The organism is Amycolatopsis orientalis (assembly GCF_000943515.2).
Classification (GTDB): domain Bacteria; phylum Actinomycetota; class Actinomycetes; order Mycobacteriales; family Pseudonocardiaceae; genus Amycolatopsis; species Amycolatopsis orientalis.
The window spans coordinates 4,071,091-4,091,965 of sequence record NZ_CP016174.1; the positions used below are offsets into that span (position 1 = coordinate 4,071,091).

General features: G+C 68.8%; 19 protein-coding genes. 12 read left to right on the forward strand and 7 right to left on the reverse strand.

Translation table 11 applies throughout. The features are described 5' to 3' along the window. Nucleotides 1–317: 317 nt before the first annotated feature. Nucleotides 318–755: a chromosome partitioning protein gene (locus tag SD37_RS17755; protein ID WP_145926661.1), complete on the reverse strand. Its 438-nt coding sequence runs from the start codon at nt 753–755 to the stop codon at nt 318–320. A 165-nt stretch (nt 756–920) separates the two neighbouring features. On the opposite strand from SD37_RS17755, the gene SD37_RS17760 reads away from it, so the two are divergent. The 7 genes from SD37_RS17760 (at nt 921) to SD37_RS17790 (ending at nt 10,114) form a co-directional block, all read left to right on the forward strand. Next, nucleotides 921–1,619, forward strand: coding sequence for a hypothetical protein (locus SD37_RS17760; RefSeq protein WP_145926662.1), 699 nt, complete (start codon nt 921–923; stop codon nt 1,617–1,619). Between the two features lie 304 nt (nt 1,620–1,923). After that, nucleotides 1,924–3,237, forward strand: coding sequence for a hypothetical protein (locus tag SD37_RS17765; protein WP_044852960.1), 1,314 nt, complete (start codon nt 1,924–1,926; stop codon nt 3,235–3,237). Beyond that, nucleotides 3,234–4,289 (forward strand): hypothetical protein, encoded by a 1,056-nt coding sequence (locus SD37_RS17770; protein WP_065912867.1) that lies wholly within the window; start codon nt 3,234–3,236, stop codon nt 4,287–4,289. Before SD37_RS17765 ends, SD37_RS17770 begins: the two co-directional genes overlap by 4 nt. A gap of 1 nt (nt 4,290) precedes the next feature. Beyond that, a complete protein-coding gene (locus SD37_RS17775; protein WP_044852962.1) occupies nt 4,291–7,323 on the forward strand; it encodes a tetratricopeptide repeat protein in 3,033 nt (1,010 codons plus the stop codon). 58 nt (nt 7,324–7,381) lie between these two features. After that, nucleotides 7,382–7,909, forward strand: a complete 528-nt coding sequence (locus SD37_RS17780) for a hypothetical protein (RefSeq protein WP_044852963.1) — start codon at nt 7,382–7,384, stop codon at nt 7,907–7,909. 9 nt (nt 7,910–7,918) lie between these two features. Continuing rightward, nucleotides 7,919–8,779 carry a DUF3592 domain-containing protein gene (locus SD37_RS17785; protein ID WP_044852964.1) on the forward strand — a complete coding sequence of 287 codons (861 nt, stop codon included), beginning with the start codon at nt 7,919–7,921 and terminating at the stop codon, nt 8,777–8,779. 21 nt (nt 8,780–8,800) lie between these two features. After that, nucleotides 8,801–10,114 (forward strand): MFS transporter, encoded by a 1,314-nt coding sequence (locus SD37_RS17790; RefSeq protein ID WP_044852965.1) that lies wholly within the window; start codon nt 8,801–8,803, stop codon nt 10,112–10,114. On the opposite strand, the gene SD37_RS17795 is transcribed toward SD37_RS17790, so the two are convergent. Continuing rightward, on the reverse strand, nt 10,107–10,838 hold the full coding sequence (locus SD37_RS17795) for an MBL fold metallo-hydrolase (RefSeq protein WP_044852966.1): 732 nt from the start codon (nt 10,836–10,838) through the stop codon (nt 10,107–10,109). The two genes, SD37_RS17790 and SD37_RS17795, sit on opposite strands and share 8 nt — an antisense overlap. Before the next feature lie 166 nt (nt 10,839–11,004). Further along, a complete protein-coding gene (locus tag SD37_RS17800) occupies nt 11,005–11,601 on the reverse strand; it encodes a DUF6801 domain-containing protein (RefSeq protein WP_044852967.1) in 597 nt (198 codons plus the stop codon). A gap of 228 nt (nt 11,602–11,829) precedes the next feature. Between SD37_RS17800 and SD37_RS17805 the strand changes: the two genes are divergently transcribed. Continuing rightward, nucleotides 11,830–12,612, forward strand: a complete 783-nt coding sequence (locus tag SD37_RS17805) for an adenylate/guanylate cyclase domain-containing protein (RefSeq protein WP_065913096.1) — start codon at nt 11,830–11,832, stop codon at nt 12,610–12,612. Nucleotides 12,613–13,279: 667 nt separating this feature from the next. On the opposite strand, the gene SD37_RS17810 is transcribed toward SD37_RS17805, so the two are convergent. After that, nucleotides 13,280–14,674: a Gfo/Idh/MocA family protein gene (locus tag SD37_RS17810; protein ID WP_065913097.1), complete on the reverse strand. Its 1,395-nt coding sequence runs from the start codon at nt 14,672–14,674 to the stop codon at nt 13,280–13,282. A 171-nt stretch (nt 14,675–14,845) separates the two neighbouring features. After that, nucleotides 14,846–15,541, reverse strand: coding sequence for a nitroreductase family protein (locus SD37_RS17815; RefSeq protein WP_044852969.1), 696 nt, complete (start codon nt 15,539–15,541; stop codon nt 14,846–14,848). Between the two features lie 328 nt (nt 15,542–15,869). On the opposite strand from SD37_RS17815, the gene SD37_RS17820 reads away from it, so the two are divergent. Continuing rightward, the gene (locus SD37_RS17820; RefSeq protein ID WP_044852970.1) at nt 15,870–16,586 is read left to right on the forward strand and encodes a S1 family peptidase; all 717 of its coding nucleotides are present in this window, start codon (nt 15,870–15,872) and stop codon (nt 16,584–16,586) included. Nucleotides 16,587–16,682: 96 nt separating this feature from the next. On the opposite strand, the gene SD37_RS17825 is transcribed toward SD37_RS17820, so the two are convergent. Continuing rightward, entirely contained in the window at nt 16,683–17,837 is a 1,155-nt protein-coding gene (locus tag SD37_RS17825) for a glycoside hydrolase family 5 protein (protein ID WP_236725401.1), read from the reverse strand. Nucleotides 17,838–18,126: 289 nt separating this feature from the next. Between SD37_RS17825 and SD37_RS17830 the strand changes: the two genes are divergently transcribed. From SD37_RS17830 to SD37_RS17840, 3 genes are read left to right on the forward strand one after another with little or no spacing between them, the layout of a single operon-like run. Then, complete coding sequence (locus SD37_RS17830; protein ID WP_167369651.1) at nt 18,127–18,555, forward strand: DUF1048 domain-containing protein; 429 nt, start codon at nt 18,127–18,129, stop codon at nt 18,553–18,555. Continuing rightward, nucleotides 18,552–19,343: an ABC transporter ATP-binding protein gene (locus SD37_RS17835; protein ID WP_065912868.1), complete on the forward strand. Its 792-nt coding sequence runs from the start codon at nt 18,552–18,554 to the stop codon at nt 19,341–19,343. Before SD37_RS17830 ends, SD37_RS17835 begins: the two co-directional genes overlap by 4 nt. 11 nt (nt 19,344–19,354) lie before the next feature. Next, nucleotides 19,355–20,116: an ABC transporter permease gene (locus tag SD37_RS17840; protein WP_044852973.1), complete on the forward strand. Its 762-nt coding sequence runs from the start codon at nt 19,355–19,357 to the stop codon at nt 20,114–20,116. An 8-nt stretch (nt 20,117–20,124) separates the two neighbouring features. Here the strand turns inward: SD37_RS17840 and SD37_RS17845 are convergent, their stop codons facing one another. Then, the gene (locus SD37_RS17845; RefSeq protein WP_044852974.1) at nt 20,125–20,700 is read right to left on the reverse strand and encodes a TetR/AcrR family transcriptional regulator; all 576 of its coding nucleotides are present in this window, start codon (nt 20,698–20,700) and stop codon (nt 20,125–20,127) included. Nucleotides 20,701–20,875 lie beyond the last annotated feature (175 nt).

Below are 20,875 nucleotides of genomic sequence, written 5' to 3' on the forward strand. Positions count from 1 at the left end.
CTGCGGGCTTACCGGTCGCGCGGCCCATCGCTGCACCTTCTCGACCACATCCGCGGAGGCCGCTTTGTCCTCGCTTTCGAGGGCGAGGGCGAATATTGCCTTGAAGGGGCCGAGATCGGGCGAGGCTCCCGATCTTGCATGCGGTGACGCGTAAAAGTGATTGTGCTGGGTGTTCCCATCGCCGATCTGGGTGGAGCCGCCGCCGAGTGCGATTCCTCCGGGTCCCGACCGGATGTCACCCCGGACCTCTATCGGGGTGGGTACCGTTGGTAGGTGGGATTGTTGTCGTTCTGTCGAAAAGCCGGAAGCAGAGCTCCCTACTTCCGCTCCGGCGCCGAAGGGTGTCCGATGGACACGGATACGCCTGATACACCGCCGATCGCGATTCCGGAAGACTTCGCCTTGACATCGCCGTCGATCGTGATATTCGCCGAGGCAGGCTGATCTTTCAGCGACAGACGTTTCAGTGCTGCGATGGCTGTCTGAAGTTCTGTGGCGAATGCCGGATCACTCTCGACTGCCTCTTCCAAAGCGAGCTCGACGCGTGTTCTGGTTCTGTGCGACGATTCCTCTGCCTCGGATTGCAGTTTCTCGAGGGCGGGCTCACCGGTCAGTTTGCCTGAGACGACTGTGTTCAGACGTTCCAGAGCGGCGTCCAGATTGCTGTCCACCAGATCCTCGACCTTGGTGCCGATTCGGCGAATCCTGGTGGTGGCCCATGCCAGAAGAAACCCAACGACAACCTCTAATCCCACGAGCCCTCCCTTGCTCGACTTTCGGATCACTCTAGACGATGACGCCAAGCGGTGGCGAGGTGTAGCATGACACGGTTGAAATTGTTACTGATTCTGAACTAGTCGAGATTTCCCGGCTAGATTGAGGCGGCTGGACGCCGCGCTTAGGCCATAAGGAGCAGTCTGTTGCGGGACGGACTCTTGGGTGGTGCGTCTTTTGTGGGGCCGGAGGAGCGGGGAGAGCTCGATCGCATAACTGAACTCATGTCTTCCCTGGGGAGGCAAAAGATCAAACGCTATCTGCAGTCGATGGTGACTGATCACGATGCGATCGCCGCGATCGCGGAGCGCAGTTCAATGCATGCGAACGGATTCGTCAAGATCGTATTGGAAAGACGGGCGGGTATGGCGGCGCGGTTGCACGTCTGGAATGCGATTTCGGAGCCCGACGAGTCGCCGCCAGGAAACATTCACAATCACGTCTGGGGTTTCTGTTCCCGGGTTCTGGTCGGAGCGCTCGAAGAGCAGAGGTTCGAGGTCGACGACGTAGGCTCCCGGATGGACCGCTATCGTTATTTCGCCGGTCGGGATAGTGTGTCACGCGGAATCCTCGAACCGGCGGGGGTGGCCCGCCTCGGGGAATCAGCTGCGCTTTCTCATCGGGCGGGTTCGCTCTACCGGATCGGGAATTCCACGTTGCACCGGGCGCGGACCGACGGTGAACAGGGGCTCGGTGTCACGTTCGCGATCACAGGATCGCGCAGGAAGGCCTACACGTCGGTCTTTGCTCCCAGCGGCGACGCGATTCGCGAAGACCCGCCCAAACGGATACTGCCGCCGGGAGAGGTCCAGTCACTGCTTTCGCTGGTGATGGACGCGATTTAAAGCCAGCCACCAAGTGCCGAGACCGCTAGCAGGTCCACCTCGGCGAGTAGTCGATCACCAGCCTCCGGCACGTTTGTAAGGTAGACCGATACCTCATGGATCGTCGGGTACGCGATCAGCACCGTCGTGCCGAGTCTGGGGAGAGGACTCCCGCGATACGAGGGACTTCGCAAATTGTCGAAGATTGTGTTCGGAGTGCCTCGGTCGCAGTAGGCGGTGTGGGTGGAAGAGCGGTGTGGGTGGAAGAGCACGGCGTGCTGGTGGAGGTCCCGGATAGGGTGGTGGGCAACGGGAGGGGAGGGCGATGACGACGGAATCGGGCGGACCCCGGCTGCGTTCGGCCGTCCTCACCGAGGCCTGGGAACGCATCGACGGCGTCGAGATCCTGTCCTCGGCCGACGGCGGGCCGCTGACCAGGACGATCAAGAAGATCATCGACCCGCTGGTCATCCGCACGGCGGCGCGTCCCCGGCTCGGCCGTCCCGTGCTCGACCCGGTCGCGGCGGCGGAACTCACCGGGCTGCTGCTGGCCGACGCGGACCGGCTGCGTGCCACGGCCGCGTGGTTCACGCAGCTGAAGCGGCAGCGCCGCGCCTTGCGCATCACGGCGGGCGACGTCCAGGACGTGTGCTTCCCGCTGGCCTACGAGCTGGCGACGGCTTCCGGCGCGCCGGGGCCGGAGGCGCCCGCGACGGCCGCGGCGGCGTTGCGCGATCTACACGGCGAGGGCGGCGCTGCGGGCGTCGATCAGCTCACCGCGCATCTCACCGACCCTGGGAGGTCGGCGGCGCTGACAGCGGAGCTTCATCGCCGCTGGCACGCCGAATCCGCCGTACCGCAGGACATCCCGGTGCTCCGGGCGTTCGTCGAAGACCTTTCCGACGCCGCGTGGCGGACCCTCGCCGATTCGGCCGCCGGGCACGCCCTCGGCCTCGCCCTGCGACAGCCTGGTGGGGCGGGCGCGCTGGACGAGGCCGTCCAGGAGATCTCCGGGCTCCCCGCACCGGATCTCGGCCTGCAGCGCGGGGACCGCACCGCGATCCCGCCGTTGAACCGGCGCGACGAAACCGGCCCCGAACTCCTCGAACGCAGTGTCGAACGGCGGGTGCGCGCGACCCTGCGCCGGCTCCCGGCGGACGAGCGGCCTCCCGTCGCGGACCTCGTCGACGACGAACTCGCCCGCGTCGCCGCCGGGTTCGGGCTCGGTCTGCCCGCGCTGGCCGCCTGTTTCGCGCTCGGTGTCGTGCTCGCGCCCGCGCTCCGGCCGCTCGACGGCGCCGCGCCCGCCGGGGTCCCCGAATTCGCGCGGCGGCTCAACGCCCAGGTCGCCCGCGAGGGGTACGTGCTGCACGCCCGCCGCGCCCTCGCCGGTGCCACGCCGCTCACCCCGCGGCCCGACGCCGAACTCCTGCGCGATCTGCGTGAGTTCGCCAAGCAGTTCCTCAGCAGGCTGTGGGTCCGGCTGCACGGGTTCGACGTCCGGGGCGATCTGCCCGCCGACGCCGAAGACGTGCGGGACCTCGTCACCGGTGTGGTCCGGTCGACCTCGCTGGATCTGCGGACGAAGGTGCGGCGCGCGCTCGTGGCCCGCCTCCCGGAACTGGAGGCCGTGTCGTGACGCATCCGGTGCACACCCCCGTCGTCGCGGCGGACGGCGCCCTCATCCGCTTCACCCTCGCCGAACTGCTCGCCGGCCGGGCGGCCTCGATGCGGATCGACCTGACCGACGCCGGAGCCGCCGAACCGTGGCTGACCCGGCTCGCCGGCGCGGAAGCCTGCCTGGCCGCGCTCGGCGAGGGCCGGGGGGACCTCCCCGCCCGGCCGGAACTGGCGGGACTCGCCTCGCTGCTGTGGATCCGCCGCTGGTGGCCCGCCAGCACCTCGCTCGGGGTCCCCGCGCTGGACCCGGCGCTGCTGGACCTCGAAACGGCGGTCGCGACAGCCGCGGTGGAAGAGCTGGCCGAGGGCCTCCTCGACGGTTTCGAAGCCACCCCGGCGGAGTTGTTCGACACCGCCGTCGCGGACGGCGCCCTCGTGGCCGCCGCGTCCCCGGTCGCCGAGGAGGTCCGCGGCCTGTGCGGCCGCCTCGCGGCCTGGTTCGACGACCAGGACGACGTCGTGCGCGCCGAAGCCGCGGCGGAAGTGGTGGCACGACTGGAAACCGCGCCCCTGGGTCAACGCGCGTACGCGCTGGCCGCGGGCACCGACCCCGCCGCGGCAGGCGAGGGCGTCCTGGCACAGGGCCGGGAGAGCGTCGACTGGGCGCGGGTGCCGCCGGGGATCCTGGACGCCGCCGAAGACACGGTGACCTGGCGGATCGTCGCGGCCGGGGCCACCGCCCGGCTCGAAGTCGACGTCGCGGGAGCGTTCGCCGACGCCGCCCTCACCGCGGTCGCGATCCACGACGGGGAGCCGTTCGCGGAGGTGGCCCTGTCACTGGGCGCCGGACGCTTCACCGGGACGGCCGAGTTGGACGAGGCCTCGGCCCGGCTCGCCGCGAATGTCCGGAGTGGACGGATCGCGCTCGTCGTCGGGGTGGCGGGCGAGGGGGTCGCAGGGACCACGGCCGAGGACCGGGCGGAGGTGGTCGCGCTCGTGCGGGCACGCCCGCCGGAAGCCCGGACACTCGCCGAGCGGGCGGCGGCCACGGCCGAGGACGAGGAGTTCTGACGTGCTCGTCGGCATGCCGCCACCGCTCACCCCGCCGGACCGGCCGCTTCCGGCCGAACTCTCCGAAGCGAGTTCGCACGGCTACAACTGTCGTTGCGTAGCAAGGCATTTCGGTCTCGACCCGGCTCCGTACGGCGAACTGCCGGCGTGTTCCCTGTCCGAGCGGCAGTACCGGCGCCTGCTGGTCGAGGCGGCCAAGCTCCAGGACAAGGCCAAGCGGCTCGCCGCGGCGCGGGACGTCGCGGGCGCGCACCGGGCGTACGGCCGGATGCGGCAGGTCGCGCGACAGCTCGACCGGACCGACATCGACCTCGCCGCGGTCAGCGACCTCGCCACCGTCTGTTATTCCGCGGGCGATCTGCGCAACGCGCGGCAGTGTGCCGAGGCCGTCCTCCATGTCTTCAAGGTGAGCACCACCGCCATCGTCCATTTCGGACAGTACGCCGAGCTGCGGATGATCGAGGGCTCGCGGGAAGTCGCGGAACGCGTGCTCATCTCCCTGTCCACAGAGGAAGGCGACGTCGCCCGGGCGCGCGAGCTGATCGCGGGCCAGCGGGCGCGGGCGGCGAGCCGCAAGGCGGCCGGGCCGGGACAGTTCCCGCCCGAGCTGCTCGACCCGCACGGCGCCGACGAACTCGAACTGCGGATCCTCGATGCGCGTGTCCAGATCGCCGACGGCGATCCGGCGGGCGCGCGGGCGGCGCTCGAAGAGATCCTCGCGGAGCTGGAGGCCATCGCGGACATCGCCGAGGTCCGCGAGCAGGTCGTCTCGCTGCAGGCGATGGCCGTCGCCGAACGGGCCAGGGTCCACCAGGCGGGTGGTGAGGACGCCGACGCGCGGACCGATCTGCTGCGGCTGAGCGCCCGGTACGCGGGTGGTCCGATGGCCGCGAAGGCCGACATCGGGCTGGCCGCGGCCCGCGCCCTCGACGGTGATCTCCCGGGCGCGATCGCGGCGATCGCCGCCGCCCGCGACGAACTCGCGACGGCGGGCCTGACCGGGGACGTCGCCGACGCGAGCCACGCGCTGGGCACTTTGCTGCTGATGGCGGGCGACGCGGGTCAGGCCCGCGACCAGTTCGAGCACGCGGGGAAGCTGTGGACGGCCAATGGCGACACCGCGGGCCTGCGACGGCTCGACGTGGCACTGGCCCGCTGTGCCGCGATGGACGGCGACTGGGCGACGGCGGAGGAGCACGCGGCCCGGGCGCGGGAATCGGCGCGGACGTCGGGGGAGTGGCCGGACCGCCTGCATACCGACTTCGTCGCGGCCACGATCGGCTTCGCCCGCGGGGCGGACCCGCGGTCGGTGCTGGATCTACTGCTGCCGTTGACCCTCGCGGCGGCGGAGTACCGGTTCGAATTCGCCGACCCGCGGGCACGCACCGCCTGGGCCCGTGACGTCGCGGGCCCGGCGACGGCGCTGCTGATGGCGTTGCTGTCCCAGCTGGGGGAGCGGAGGCTCGCGGCGGAACTGATCGAGCGCCTCTGCGCGGTCGGGGCGTACACGGGCGCGGCGGAGCGGTCACTGGAGCTGACCGGCGCGCTGCCCGCGCTCGGCCTGACACCGTCCACTGAGGACGATCGGCTTCCGTTGGCGGCCTTGGGTTCCGTCACGGCGTCGCTTCCGCTCCGGCTGGCCCCGCCGCCCGCGCTGCGCTGGTCTCCCGCGTCGTCGATGGAGCTGGACCCGTGGCTCGGCCTCGCCGCCGAGCGGTACCGCCTGCCCCGGCCCGCCGCCGAAACCGTCGAGACCTGGCCCGCCGCCCGGCCGGGGCGCGAGACGTTCATCCTGCGCTTCGCCGAGGCCGGGCACACCTTTCTCACCTGGCGGACCACCGCGGACCTCGACACGGTCCACCTCCACCCGATCGACGCCGCCCTCGTCGGGACCGCCCGCGAGTATCTGGACGCCGCCTCCCCGACCCCGCACGAGGGCGAGAGCGTGGCGGACGCCGTCCGGCGCTCGCTGGGCGAAGACGCCTTCGGCAGCTTCGAGGGCGAGCAGCGCCTGGCCCGGGTTCTCGCCCTCAACCTCTTGCCCGCCGACCTCGTCGAACGTCTCCGGCGTGCCGCCGCCGAAGGACGCCGCCCGCTCCTGCGGGTGCAGCCGTCGCCGAGCCTCGCCGGGGTGCCGTGGGGACTGCTGGCCCTGCCCGATCGCCGCGCCGCCCACGTCCTGGACATCGCCGGGATCGGTACCTGTTTCGATGGCGACGAACGCGTCCTCGACGTCGCCGACGTCTCGCTGCTCGCCCCGGCGGGCATCCCGCGCCGTCCGCCCGCCGCCGACGGCCCGCCGGTCTACCTGCTCGATCCGCGTATCCCCGGCCAAAGCGCTTTCGGCGAGCTGGGTTCCGTACTCGGCAAGCAGGACGCGACGTCGCCGCTGATCCGCCATCTGGACGCGCGGCTGGCCGACGGGCCGGTCCTGCCCGCCGCCGCACGCGGGCTGGAGCTGGTCCGCCGCACCGACACCGACCGCCGTCTGCTCGCCGAACTCCTGGCGGGGCCCTGTTCCCGGCTGGTGTTCGTGGGACACGTCAGCCGCGTCCGCGACGAGTACGGGGCGCAGACCGCGCTGCATCTGTCCTGCGGCGCCGATCTCCCCGGCACCGCCGCGCCGATCGGGGCGCACCGGCCGTTCACCGCCGCCGATCTCGCACTGTCCGAAGTGGACACCATGCCCGCGAGGGTGGCGCTGATCGGCTGCGCCAGCGCGAGCGATTTCGGCCTCGCCGAACCGTTCGGCGTGCTGCTCGCCGCCGTCGCGGCCGGAGCCGGCCTGGTCGCGGCGACGGTCTGGGCGCTGCCGACGTCGGCCGCGGTCCCCGGCGCGGACCCGATGTCCGAGCTGATCATCGCCGTCGACACCGCCCTCGGCGCCGAGGACCCGGTCACCGAGCTGTGCGCGTGGCAGCGGGCCCGGCTCGCACGCTGGCGCGAGCAGCCCGGACCGGCGGGCTCGCCGGTCTTCTGGGCGGCCCTGACCTGCCTCGACGCCACCGACGACGGGAAAACCTGGGTTCGGTAGCGGATCACGCCGCCGAAGCTGTGTCCAGCACGAACGACACGGCGAAAGGCGGGACCCGATGTTCAAGAAGATCCGCGACAAGATCAACGACGCGACGCAGCAGGGCATGGCGCGGGGCGCGCAGGACTTCCAGCGGCACGCCGAGCAGTTCCGGCGGGCCGCTGCCGCGCAGGGGCACGACATCACCCCGCAGCTGCCGACGCCGCAGCTGGCCGCGCAGGCGTTCCGGGACCTGAACGCCGACCCGGACATGGCGGCGTTCCTGGCCCTGCCGATGGAGGAGCAGCTGCGCCAGCAGCGGGAACTGCAGGACTACGGCACCGAACTGCGGCGGCTCTACGACACCTGCGAGCCCGCCACCCTGGTGATCCGCGCACTGGAGCCGACCGGCCGGAAGATCGCCGGACAGGCGCAGTACACCGCGACGCTGGAGGTCACCCGCGCCGACGGCACCACCTACGAGACGGTGGCCCAGCTGATCGCGCCGCTGGCGACGGTCCAGCAGTACGCACCCGGCACCCGGCACGAGGCCAGGGTGGACCCCGCCGACCCGGCCAAGGTCGCTGTTTTCGGCCCGATCGCGTAGGGGGCGGCGATGTTCGGATCCTTCGAGTTCGGCCTGCCGGACGACTCGCGGCAGGCTCGCCGTCCCGGCCGTCGCCTGTGGCTGCTCGGCGTTCCCACGACGCTCGCCTGGGCGGTCGTGGGCTGGTCGGGTGCCCTCGGGCTGCTGGACGGCTTCCGGCTGATGTCGCTGAACCGCGTCGACGCGTGGGGCGCCGACGCGGGTCCGGCGGTTTCGCTCGTCCTGTTCTTCAGCGTCTCGATCACGATCGCCTCGTCGCTCGGCTTCGCGATGCTGTGGGGGGACGGGATGTCGTTGCGGGGACTGGGTGTCGGCTTCCGGGCGAGCTCACTGGCGGCGTCACTCGGCGTGGCGCTGGGCAGCGGCTTCGCGATTCCCTCGTGGACGCCGCCCGAGGCGGTGGGGCAGCGGCTGCCCGCCGGCCGTGGCGCCGCCGAACCCTGGACCGACGTCGATTGGATCATCTACTACGAGCCGTATCTGGTGCCGGGTGTGGCCGGGGCGGCGGCGCTGGTCATGCTCATGGTGCTGGGGCGGGCGTTCGTCACCAGGGCGGAGGCGGACGACCAGGCGCAGGCGCTGGCCCAGACCGGTCTTCAGGTGATCGGGAAGGTCGTCGGCGTCGAGTTCACGAACATCTGGGTGATGGGGAACCCGCGGTTCACCGTGCAGGTCCGGTTCCCCACGGAAACCGGGGAGCACACGGTGGTGACGAGCATGACCACCTCGCCGATGCGGACCCCGTCCCGGGGCTCGACGGTCAAGGTCACCTACGACCCGCGGAACCCCGACTCGGTCCAGGTGGACCCGGATCCGGCCGACCGGGCCGCGGGCGGGAATTTCGGCGCGTTCCTGCCTCCGTTGTTTTGACCGCCCCCTACACTCCCGCGGATGGACGAACAGACGGCAGAGGTGCCCACCGCGCCGGCGGTGCGCAAGGCGATGATCAGGCTGGTCCCGTTACTCGGGCTGCTCTATCTGCTCAACTATCTCGACCGGGTCAACGTCGGGTTCGCGGCGCTCACCATGAACGCCGACCTCGGCATCAGCGCGGCGGCCTACGGGCTCGGCGCGGGCCTGTTCTTCGTCGGGTACTTCTTCTTCGAGGTGCCCAGCAACGTCATCCTGCACAAGGTCGGCGCCCGGATCTGGATCGCGCGGATCATGGTCACCTGGGGCCTCGTCGCCTCGGCCACCGCGTTCATCCAGGGCGAGGTCAGCTTCTACATCGTCCGGGTGCTGCTCGGCATCGCCGAGGCCGGCTTCTTCCCCGGCATCATCCTGTACCTGACCTACTGGTTCCCGCGTAAGCAGCGGGCGAAGATCGTCGCGCTGTTCTTCCTCGCAGTGCCGCTCTCGTCGGTCCTCGGCAGCCCCATCTCCGCCCTGCTCATCAAGCACGGTGACGGAGTCCTCGGTTTCGACGCGGGCTGGCGCTTCATGTTCTTCGCCGAAGGGGTGCCCTCGATCCTGCTCGGTGTGGCGGTGTTCTTCCTGCTGCCGAGCAAACCGAAGGACGCGAAGTGGCTGACCCCGGACGAGCGCACGGCGTTGCAGTCGGCCATCGACGCCGAAGACACCCGTGAGGTCGGCGAGGAGGTGAGCACGCGATCGGCGCTGACCGATCCGCGCGTGCTCGCGCTGAGCGCCGTCTACTTCGGGATCATCTTCGGCCTCTACGTGCTCGCGTTCTTCCTCCCGCAGGTGATCAAGGGCTTCCAGGAACAGTTCCAGACCTCCTACAGCATCGTGGAGATCGGGCTGATCACGGCGATCCCCTACGCCGTGGCCGCCGTCGCCATGGTCCTGTGGGCCCGTCATTCGGACCGCACCGGCGAACGCGCCGGACACGTCGCCATCGCCGCGTTCGTCGGCGCGGTCGCGATCGCCGGCGCGCTGTATCTCGGCTCGCCGCTGCTGGTGATGATCGCGGTGACCATCTGCGCGGTCGGGGTGTTCACCGCCATCCCGGTGTTCTGGCAGCTGCCCAACGCCTTCCTCACCGGGGTCGGCGCCGCCGCCGGGATCGGCCTGATCAACTCGTTCGGCAATCTGTCGGGTTTCGTCGGCCCCTACCTCACCGGCTGGCTGCAGGGACTGACCGGCAGTTTCCGCGCCGGTATGTGGGTCGTCGCGTTCTTCATGGCGATGGCGGGCTTCATCGCGTTGTCCTTCCGTCGCAAGGAGAAGCGCGCGATCAAGTGAGGTGGTCGAAGTCGCCGTTCACCCACCGGACATGGGTTTCGGCGCTGCGGCGGACGACCGCGCGGGCGTCCCGGTCGATGGTGTCGCCACCGAGGGTGTAGAGCCGGTCGTAGGGGAAGTCGTCGAGCCGGTCGACGATGCGGCGGACCACGGCCGCGGACAGCGGGATGTGCTTGGGGAAGCTGCGCTGGAACGACACCCAGTCCGGCGCGAGCCCGCCGCTGATCGTGTCACCGGCCAGGATGCTGCCGTCCGGCGTCCTGGCCACGGCGCTGCCGGGCATATGCCCGCCGAGCCGGATGAGTTCGAGGCCGGGCAAGGGTTCGCTGTGCTCGTCCCAGAACTCGAAGGCCGGGTCGGGGGCGGGCAGCCATTCGCGGTTGCGTTCGTTGACCAGCACCGGGACCCCGCCCAGCGCGCGGCTCCAGCCGAGCTGGGCGCCGAACATGTGCGGGTGGCTGGTGGCGATCGCGGCGACGTCGCCGAGACCGCGCACGACGTCGAGCACCTCGGTGTCCAGCCAGGACGGCGGGTCCCAGAGCAGGTTGCCCGCCGGGGTCACCGCGATGAACGACCAGTGCCCGATCGCGAACCGCGGCTCCCGGGTGACGCTGTGCAGGCCGCGGCCGTGGTCACGGTGAAGGGTCTGATGGGGCACGGCCATCAGTTCCTCGTGCGTCCACCATCGTCCGGTGTGCGGGCCGAGGTCTCCGGCTTCTTCCATGCCGACCTCCCCGCGGTCGAGAACGCACCGGGGAGGTTCCGGGGTGGCTGGATGTTCGATACCGCACCTGTCGCAAATCCACATGATCGACAGCTTGCGACCTCCAGTGCGCTGGAGGTCAAGACGCGTCTTCCCCCGGCTCGCCGAGCCGGGGGAAGACGGGTGATCAGCTGACGGTCGTCTTGCCCAGGACGGCGTCCTGGTCCGGCGGGTCGAGCGTGAGGTCGACGTCGAACTCGCCGAGCGAGCTGTCGGTGACGATGTGCGAGGTCGCCGCGGCGTCGACGCTGCTGGTCGCCTCACCGGCGGGGGTGCCCGCCGGGATGGTGAAGTCGACCTTGCCCGTCGCGGTGAACTTCAGCGGCCCTTCGGCGGGCACCTCGGTGTCCGGGATCGGCAGCTCGATGGGGATCGCCACCTTCTGCTCGCCGAGGGCGATGTTCACCTTCGAGCTGATCGTGCCGGAGAGCTTCTTGGCACCGACCAGCCGCAGCCCGTCGCCCGCGGCCTGACCGGCATCGACGTCGAGGGTGAACGGCACCGAAATCGGCTCCCCGGCCTTCGCCGTCGCCGGGATTTCCGCCTTCACGACCACCGCGACCTGCTGGTCGCCGATGAGGGGGAAGCCGCCCTTGTACGTGAGGTTCTTTTCGACGGCGGCCGCGGTCCCGGCGGCGGAAAGCATTACCGTGCCGACGATCGCGGCGGCGATCCCGGCCGCGCGGAACCGCCGGACGCCCTTCCGCACGAGGGTTTCCGTCATGTCTGGTCCTTTCGTCATTGAATGGGCTCGGAGCCGAATGTAGGTGGAAAGTCACCAACGAGGAAAGGAAAAGATCTCTCGCGTTTTCTTTACGCGCCGATCTTGTCACGCGTACACGGAACGGTATTGTCGCGAATTGTCATGCGAAGGCATAAAGGGGAAACGCGGGCGGGATTCTTGTCATCCCGGTGACAGGTGGCCCGGTCCGGTGGCGGGCGGGCTATCGTCTTGATCGTGACCGACCGACCCGAGCCGTGGCACCTCCGGACCCGCCGCTTCCTGAGCGCGACGGACCAGCGAGGCGAGCTGGTGCGCGGTGCGCGGTTCCTGCGGAGGCTCGTCCCCGGCGACGACCCGCTCGCGCCGACGACGAGCCGCTCGTCCGCCCGGCTCGCGCGGCTGCTCGCCGAGGCGGGCGCCGACCGGCCCAGCGCGACCCGTGAGCTGGGGCTGGCCGCCGTGCAGGCGTGGAAGGCTCTCAGGCGGAGCGGAACGCAGCCGAGGGTGGCGAACGGGGTCACAGTGCTGTTCACCGACCTCGTCGGCTTCTCGACCTGGGCACTTCACGCCGGCGACGACCGCGTTCTCGAGCTGCTCCGCGCGGTCTCCGACGTCACCGAGTCGATCGTCACCGGGCATCGCGGCAGCATCGTCAAGGGGCTCGGCGACGGCGTGATGGCCGTGTTCGCCGACCCGGGCGAAGCGGTGAACGCCGCCTACGAAACGTGCTCCGCCGTGAGCGTGATCAAGGCCGAGGGCTACCTGCCCCACCTGCGTGCGGGCCTGCATCGCGGGAACCCGCAGCGGGTCGGCGACGACTACCTCGGCGTCGACGTGAACATCGCCGCCCGGATCATGGCGGCCGCGGACGGCGACGAGGTACTTGCCAGCGAAAGCGTCGTCGAGGAACTCGACGCGGACACGGTCTCGGTGCGGCCGCGCCGGAACTTCCGCGCCAAAGGCACGCCGAAGGATCTGCGGGTCTACCGCGTCGTCCCGCGCTACTCGTGAAGGCCCCCTCCCTACTCTCAGGGTAAGGGTCCCGGCGAAGTCGCAGGGCGTCGCCGGTTAGATGAGCCGAGACCGAAGCGCCCGTTTTCGGGTAATGCGCACGGGTTCGTCACGAGGCCGCGCTTTCGCCCCATATGGTCACTCGCTGTGGCTGGCGGCGCGCAAGTGTTACCCCTCACGTCGGTCGCCGTTCTGGGGGCGGCACGGACCGGCAGTTAGGTGATTTTGCCGGGCCAAGCCCGGTCCGTGGAGGGCTCTTTCCCTGGCCCTCTGTTGATCAAGCTTCGCAACCGGCGTGCCCCGCGACGATGAAGGAATTGGGACACTCACGTCCCAATTCCTTCATCGTCGTCCGCCCGCCCCAGGACGAAGGGGCGCCTGACCTGCACAATGCCGACTTTGCCGGGACCCCGACCTTGAAGGTAGGGAAGGAGGCCTTCGCGGACTTCCCTCTGAGAGCCGCACACTGCCGGAAGCTCCTTCCTGCTGGCCTGAAGCCGGCGAGTAAGCCTCGGACCGCGTCCCTCACTGTGTGGATTTTGGGACGTCAGAGGTCCCGAAATCCACACAGTCCAGCGTGACAGGACCTGTGAACACCCGGAACTGACGCCACTTTTGCCGTACCTCTCAATAGGAACGCCATTACCGCTCACGGGGCCTGTTTCGCCTAGGCGGGCATCTCCGAAGGCTGCGAGTCCAGGCCCGCCCGGGGCTTCGACCAGGCGCCGCGGGTGAAGTCCGGTACCGCGACCGGCTTCCCGCCATTGGCCAGTGAGACGACGCTCAGCGGCACGGGGGAGCACCAGGTCGCGGAGTCGTAGACGTCGATGTCCGGCACCAGCCCGGCGCGCATCTGCTGCACGATCCGCCACTGCAGCACGTAGTCCATGCCGCCGTGGCCGCCGAGGTTCGGGTCGTCCTTGAGCTTCTTCCACAGCCAGTGGTCGTGGCGGTCGCGGTACGGCCCGAAGTCCTTCCACGCGTGACCGCTGTGGTCGGGCTCGACGTAGATGCGCGCCGGGTAGTCCTCCACGATGCCGCGACTGCCCGCGAGACTGTTGATCCGGCTGTACGGGCGCGGCGAGCTGACGTCGTGCTCGGCGCGGATGACGCGCCCCTGCGCGGTTTCGATCAGGCAGGTCACCAGGTCGCCGTTGATGTAGGTCTCGTTCCACGACGGGTGGCCGGGCGGCATATGCCGTTCCCGGTAGTCGGCGAGCCCTTTCGGCTCGGTCGCCGTGGCGCGCAGGGGGGCGAACCGGTCGCCGCGGTTGACGTCCATGCAGGCGGCGATCGGGGCGAGACCGTGCATCGGGTAGAAACTCGCGGTGCTGCGGGTATGCCATTTGCGGCGCCACGCGTCGGTGTAGTACGTGTCGGAGAACAGCAGTTCGCGCAGGTCGTGCAGGTAACCACCGTGCCCGTTGGTGACCTCGCCGAAGATGCCTTCGTGCGCCATCTTCAGGATGGCCAGCTCGTTGCGGCCATAGCTGCAGTTTTCGGCGAGGAACAGGTGTTTCCGGGTCCGCTCGCTGGTGTCGACGAGGTCCCACAGCTGATCGAGTTCGGTGGCGATGGGCAGTTCGACGCCGACGTGCTTACCCGCCACCAGCGCGGCTTTGCCCTGCGGGTAGTGGAACTCCCACGGCGTGGCGATGTAGACCAGGTCGATGTCCGTGCGGGAGAGCATTTTCCGGTACGCGTCGCCGGATCCGCCGTACTCGGCCGGACGTGGCCTGCCGTCGGCGGCGAGCTTGTCCGCGGCGGCCTTCGCGCGCTCGGCGCGGATGTCGCAGACCGCGGTGACCACGGCGCCCGGGACCGCGCTCCAGCCGCCGATCATGGACATACCACGGTTCCCGAGCCCGATGAGTCCTATTCGGACGGTCTGGTGCCGCTCGAACGGCACCCCGATCATGCTGCGACGGCCCGGACGGTGGGGCGCGCTTCCCGTATCGGCGGCCTCTTCCGCGGCGGCGCTCACCGGGATCGCGGCGAGCGCCCCGGCGGCGAGGGCGCCACCGAACAATGTCCGCCGGGAGACAGAGGGCAGGTCGGCCATGAAGAACACTCCTTCGTGTCGCCTTCGGTGCCCAGACTGTGTCCAATCGCCGCCGGATATGTCAAGAGATGCGTCAAAGTGCGCATTAAACTGCACCAATGCGCAATATGGCTGTGTGAAATGGGATGTTTCGCGCAACCCGGGTGCGCGGACACCCGGGCCGCGCGGTGGTCAGCGGCGGATCAGCACCTGATCGAGAGACTTGCGCACGAGGTTCGGCACCACGCAGTCGTCCGCCGGATAGCCGACCGGGATGACGGCGAACGCCTTCTCGTTCTGCGGCCGTTCGAGCAGCTCGCCGAGGAACCGCATCGGCGACGGCGTATGCGTCAGCGCGGCCAGCCCGGACAGGTGCAGGGCCGTGATCAGCATGCCCACCGCGATGCCCACGGATTCGTCGACGTAGTAATGCTTGTGCTTCGTGCCGTCCTCGTCGAGGAAGTAACGCTGCTGGAAGACCACGATGAGGTACGGGGCGTCGGTGAGGTGGGTCTTGACGGCGTCGGTGCCCAGCGGACGCAGGGCGGACAGCCACTCGTCGCCGAGCCTGCCCTCGTAGGAGATCCGCTCCTCCTCTTCGGCGGCCTCGCGGATGCGCTGTTTGGTCTCCTGGTCCTCGATGAGCACGAAGGTCCACGGCTGCTGATGCGCGCCGCTGGGCGCGGTGGCGGCCACCGCGATGGCGTCCATCAGTACCTGCTCGGGTACCGGGTCGGTGGAGAACATCCGCACGGTGCGGCGGGTGTCCATCCGGCGTCGCAGATCGGCGGCGGTGGCCAGCGATTCTTCCGCGGACATCCGCGCGGGACGGTAGGGCACCGGCTCGAAGGGGTCGCCGTAGGTCGGGGTCCAGTGTGCTGCGGTCATGATCCCGATTGTGGTGGTGGACGTGCCTTTCCGGAAGCCCTCAGTCGTGAGTGGCAATGACGGTTCTAACCGTCATTGCCACTCACGACCGCACGTTATGCCCTGCGGGTTATGCCGCCATCTGTCCCCAGTGGACGGACGCCGGTCGGCCCAGCCGCCGTCCCGTCGCTTTACCTAGGGGTAGTGCTTAGCGGTCGCCGCGGCGCAGAGATAGGTACCTACTGCACGACTTTCGTCGGTGTCCGATTTCTCTTGCCACGTCCCAGAATCGGCACACCCCGTCCCTATCGCGCGGCTGGGACCCCGGCCGCAGAAATGAGTCGGAACCATGCGACTGCGTTCCTTCGTCCTGATCGCCGGCACCGCCTTCCTGGCGTTGCTCGGCGCGACCGCACCCGTGGCGTCCGCCGCGGAACCGTCCGGCGTCCAGCCGATGATCATCGGTGGCCAGAACGCGCAGAGCGGCCCGTGGGCGGCCAGGCTGTTCGCCAACGGCAGGCAGACCTGTACCTCCACGATCATCGCGCCGCAGTACATCCTGACCGCCAAGCACTGCGTGGCGAGCGGCGGCACGTTCACCTTCCGGATCGGCAGCCTGGACCAGACCAGTGGTGGCACCATGGCCACCGGCTCGACGGTCACCCGGCATGCCAGCGCGGACCTCGCGATCGTGCGGCTGACCGCGCCGGTGAACGCCACCTACTCGCCGCTGGGCACCACCAGTGACGTCGCGGTGGGGCAGACCGTGCAGGTCTACGGCTGGGGCGCGACCAGCCAGTGCGGTTCGGAGATCAACTGCCAGTCGCGGTATCTGAAGTACGCGAACGTCCGGGTCACCTCGGTCGCGTGCCGTGACTACAACGGCGGTATCGCGGTCTGCGCGAGCCGTGGCGACGGAATCACCGCCGGAGGGGACTCGGGCGGCCCGATGTTCGCCTCCGGCCGTCAGGTCGGTGTCGCTTCGACCAGCGACCGGCAGACCACGACGGCGTACACGAACATCACCCGGTACCGGCCCTGGATCCAGCAGGTGGCCGGGGTCTGATCCTCGGTAAAGCCGGTGCCCTCCCCGAGGTTTTCGGGGAGGGCACCGGCCGAGATACAGTCCTGAACGGGGTCGTGCCTTACCCCTGAATCGGCGCTATCGAAGACCTGCCATGACGGCGTCGATGATGCCCTGCTGCGTCACCGCATACGAACGCCGGTCGAACAGTCCGAAGCCGTAGCGTCCGTTCGCGCCGTTGTCCCAGTAAACTGAGACCGCCCCGTACTTCTTGGAGGTGGACACGATGGCGCGGGCGAAGTCCGCGCGGTACCTGTTGTTGGCGGAATCGAAGGACGACTTGTCGATCGACCCGTATTCACCGACGACCACCGGATACCCGCGCGTGACGAATTTGTCGTGCATCAGCTTCAGCTGGGAGTCCAGGTAGTCCTCCTGTCCCCAGGTGGACTTCTTCGCCGGATTGGTCGCGGCCCGGCCCCACTGCGTGATGGTGCCGCTTTCCTCGCCGGCGAAGTCCCACGGGCTGTAGTAATGAACGGAGATCATGATCCGCTGTTCGGCGCTGGGGATCGAAGGGGACCGATACTGGTCGGTCGGAAGCGTGAAGCCGTAGTTCCCCGCGGTGTAGTCGATGTTCGTGTTCCAGCCGGGGACGAGCAGCCACCTCGAAGTGTTGTTCCCGCCTGCTTTGCGCACCGTGTCGACGAAGATCTGGTTATAGGCGTTGATATTCGAGTAGCACGGCTGGGTCGGGCGGCCGAACTGCCCGTCGAACTCCTCGTTCATGGATTCCAGGATCAGGTGCTGGTCATAGCCTTGGAACCTGGTCGCGATCTGCTGCCAGACCTTCTGGTACTTGGCCTTGATCGCCGCCTGGGAGGACGAATCGCAGATCAGCCACGAGCCGTTGATGGTCTTGTAACCGTCGCCATGCATGTTGATCAGCACGTAGAGGCCGCGGTTGTAGGCATAGTTCACGACTTGCTGGATTCGGTTCAGCCAGCCGGAGTTTATGGTGTAGTTCGGTCCCGGTCCTATGTTGTTCAAATAGGATACCGGGATGCGAATCGTTTTGAATCCCGCCGCTTTGACCTTGTCGATGAGCGCTTGAGTTACTGTGGGCTGTCCCCAGGCCGTTTCGCTGGGATATCCGTTCGAGTTGGCTTCCAGCTGGTTTCCCAGATTCCAGCCCGCGCCCATGTCCGCCACGATCTGGGAGGCGTTGAGCTGCGTTCTTGACTCGGCTGACGCCTGACTTGCCACACCGGAGAAGGATCCGGTGGCTGCCATGGCGGCGGCAAGGAGAGCGACTCTGATCTTTCTTGCTCGCGAACCCATAGGTCGTTTACTCACTTTCGGTGAGGTATGTGCCTTATGGCCGGCACCGTGATTTCCTGCGAAAAGCGACTTCGCGCGGATGGGATGCGGGACAGTTTCGAAGCGCTTCGACAACTATGGCACCCGTCACATCGGAGGTCAAGATTTTGCCCGCCGATGCCGCACTGGTACCGGGGCGGTGTCAGTGCCGTGTCAGTGCCGTGTCAGCGCCGTGTCAGGACGACAGGTGATGGTGGGCGGCATGAACGAAACAGGCACGGGTGGCACCCCGGACGTGAGCACGTCCGACACCGAAGAGGGCAACTTCATCTCAAGGGCCCTCTCGCAGGTGATCGGGGACAAGCGGCGATGGCGGCAGTACAAGGCGCGTGTGAAGCAGCTTCCGCCGGACTACCGCGCGGCCGTCGACGGGGTCGAGCGGTACCTGATGCACTTCGGGCCGACCGACGGCGAGAGCGCGACTTCGCTGTTCGAGGAGGTCGCAGACCTGTTCGAGCGGGCCGCGGCGGACGGGACGCCGATCCGCCGGATCGTCGGGAACGACCCGGTGGAATTCGTGGACGCGCTGATCCGGAACTACGAGAAGGGCGGCTACGTCGCCCGGGAGCAGAAGCGGCTGATCGGCGCCATCGATCGGGCCGCCGGGAAAGAGAACGGGGCCACCCGATGACGACACGGCAAGCCCGGGCGATCGAAGTGCGGGGCCTGGAGAAGTCCTACGGGACGCTGAAAGTCCTGCGCGGTGTGGACTTCGGCGTGGAGAAGGGCAGTATCTTCGCGCTGCTCGGCTCGAACGGGGCGGGCAAGACCACCGTCGTGCGGATCCTGTCCACCTTGCTCAAGGCGGACGCGGGAACGGCGGGGGGCAACGGGTTCGACGTCGCCACGCAGGCGGCGGACGTGCGGGAGTCCATCAGTCTCACCGGCCAGTTCGCCGCCGTCGACGAAATCCTCAGCGGCCGGGAGAACCTCGTGCTCGTCGCCAAGCTGCGGCATCTGAAGCAGCCGGGCAAGATCGCCGACGAACTGCTGGAGCGGTTCTCGCTGACCGACGCGGCCGCGCGGAAGGCGTCGACGTATTCCGGCGGCATGCGCCGACGGCTGGACATCGCCATGAGCCTCATCGGGAACCCGGCGGTGATCTTCCTGGACGAGCCGACCACCGGCCTCGACCCCCAGGCTCGTGTCGAGGTGTGGCAGGCGGTCAAGGAACTCGCCGGGCGGGGCACCACGGTGCTGCTCACCACGCAGTATCTGGAGGAGGCCGAGCAGCTCGCCGACCGGATCGCGATCCTGCACGAAGGCCGGATCATCGTGAACGGCACCCTCGCCGAACTCAAGCGGCACCTGCCGCCTGCCAAGGTCGAATACGTCGAGAAGCAGCCGACCCTCGAAGACGTCTTCTTCGCGATTGTCGGTGACGGCCGCAAGAGCGGTGCCGTCCGCACGGAAAAGTAAGGGAAACGACGATGGCCACGCATGTCCTCGGCGACACCACTGTCCTGACAGGACGGTCCCTGCGCCACATCGCCCGCAGCCCGGACACCATCATCACGACCGCGGTCATGCCGGTCGCCATGATGCTGATGTTCGTCTACGTGTTCGGCGGCGCGATCAACACCGGATCGGGTTCGTACGTGAACTACATGCTGCCCGGCATCCTGCTGATCACGGTCGCGTCGGGCGTCGCCTACACCGCGCTCCGGCTCTTCAACGACATGAAGGGCGGGATCTTCGAGCGCTTCCAGTCCCTGCCGATCGCCCGGTCGGGTGTGCTGTGGGCGCACGTGCTGACGTCGATGGTCGCCAACCTGATCTCCCTTGTGATCGTCGTGGGCGTCGCGCTCCTCATGGGCTTCCGGTCGAACGCGGGGGTGACGGCCTGGCTCGCCGTCACCGGCATCCTGCTGCTGTTCACCTTGGCGCTGACGTGGATCGCGGTGATCGCCGGTCTGTCGGCGAAGACGGCGGAAGGCGGAAGCGCGTTCTCCTACCCGCTGATCTTCCTGCCGTTCCTCAGCTCGGCGTTCGTGCCCACCGGCACCATGCCCGGCCCGGTGCGCTGGTTCGCCGAGCACCAGCCGGTCACGTCGATCGTGAACGCCATCCGCGCCCTGTTCGCGCGGCAGCCGGTCGGCGACGACATCTGGATCGCGCTCGGCTGGTGCGTCGGGATCCTCGTCGTCGCTTACTTCTTCGCCACGGTCACCTATCGCCGCAAGGTCTCCTGAAGGGCCCTTCAGCTCCTGCCGGTGCCCATTCCGTGCCACAGGAGGTCGACGAGGTCCGCGACGTCGCGCCGCCACTCGCCGTTCGGATCGAGGTACAGCAGGCCGCCCAGTCCGCGCAGCACGGTCTCGGGTGCCAGGTCCGCGCGGACGGTGCCGGCGTCGACGTTGGCCTTCAGCAGGGTGGCGACCGCGCCGACCATGGCCTCGTAGGCGTTCGCGGGCAGCTCCCCGCGCGAGGCCGTGGCGGTGCGCAGGGCGTCGGCCAGGCCGCGCTTGGTCATCATGTAGTGCGCCAGGTGGTCGGCGGTCCAAACCCGGAACGCCTCTTCCGGGGCGTGCTTCTTGAGCAGCTTCGGCACGACGTCGACGAGCTGGCTCACTTCGCGGCGGTAGACCGCCAGGATGAGGGCCTCGGGGGTGGGGAAGTGCCGGTACACCGTGCCGACACCGACCTCGGCCTGCTTCGCGATGGCGTTGAACGAAACCTCGCCCGAGCGGGCGAGTGACTTCGCCGCCGTGGCGAGGATGCGCTCGTGGTTGCGCCGGGTGTCCGCACGCCGGGGGCTGACCGATCCCGTCGTCATGCTCTCTCCCGTCCGCCGATCCCTTCACCGTGAATGTAGCCGAGGGACCCGCGCGACCTGGAGCGACTCCAGGAAAAGGCGGCGTTGCGAAGCGGATTGTGATCCGATAGCGTGAAAACGAAGCGGATGAATATCCGGTTCATTCCGTGACCGGCTCACCCACCACAAACCTACG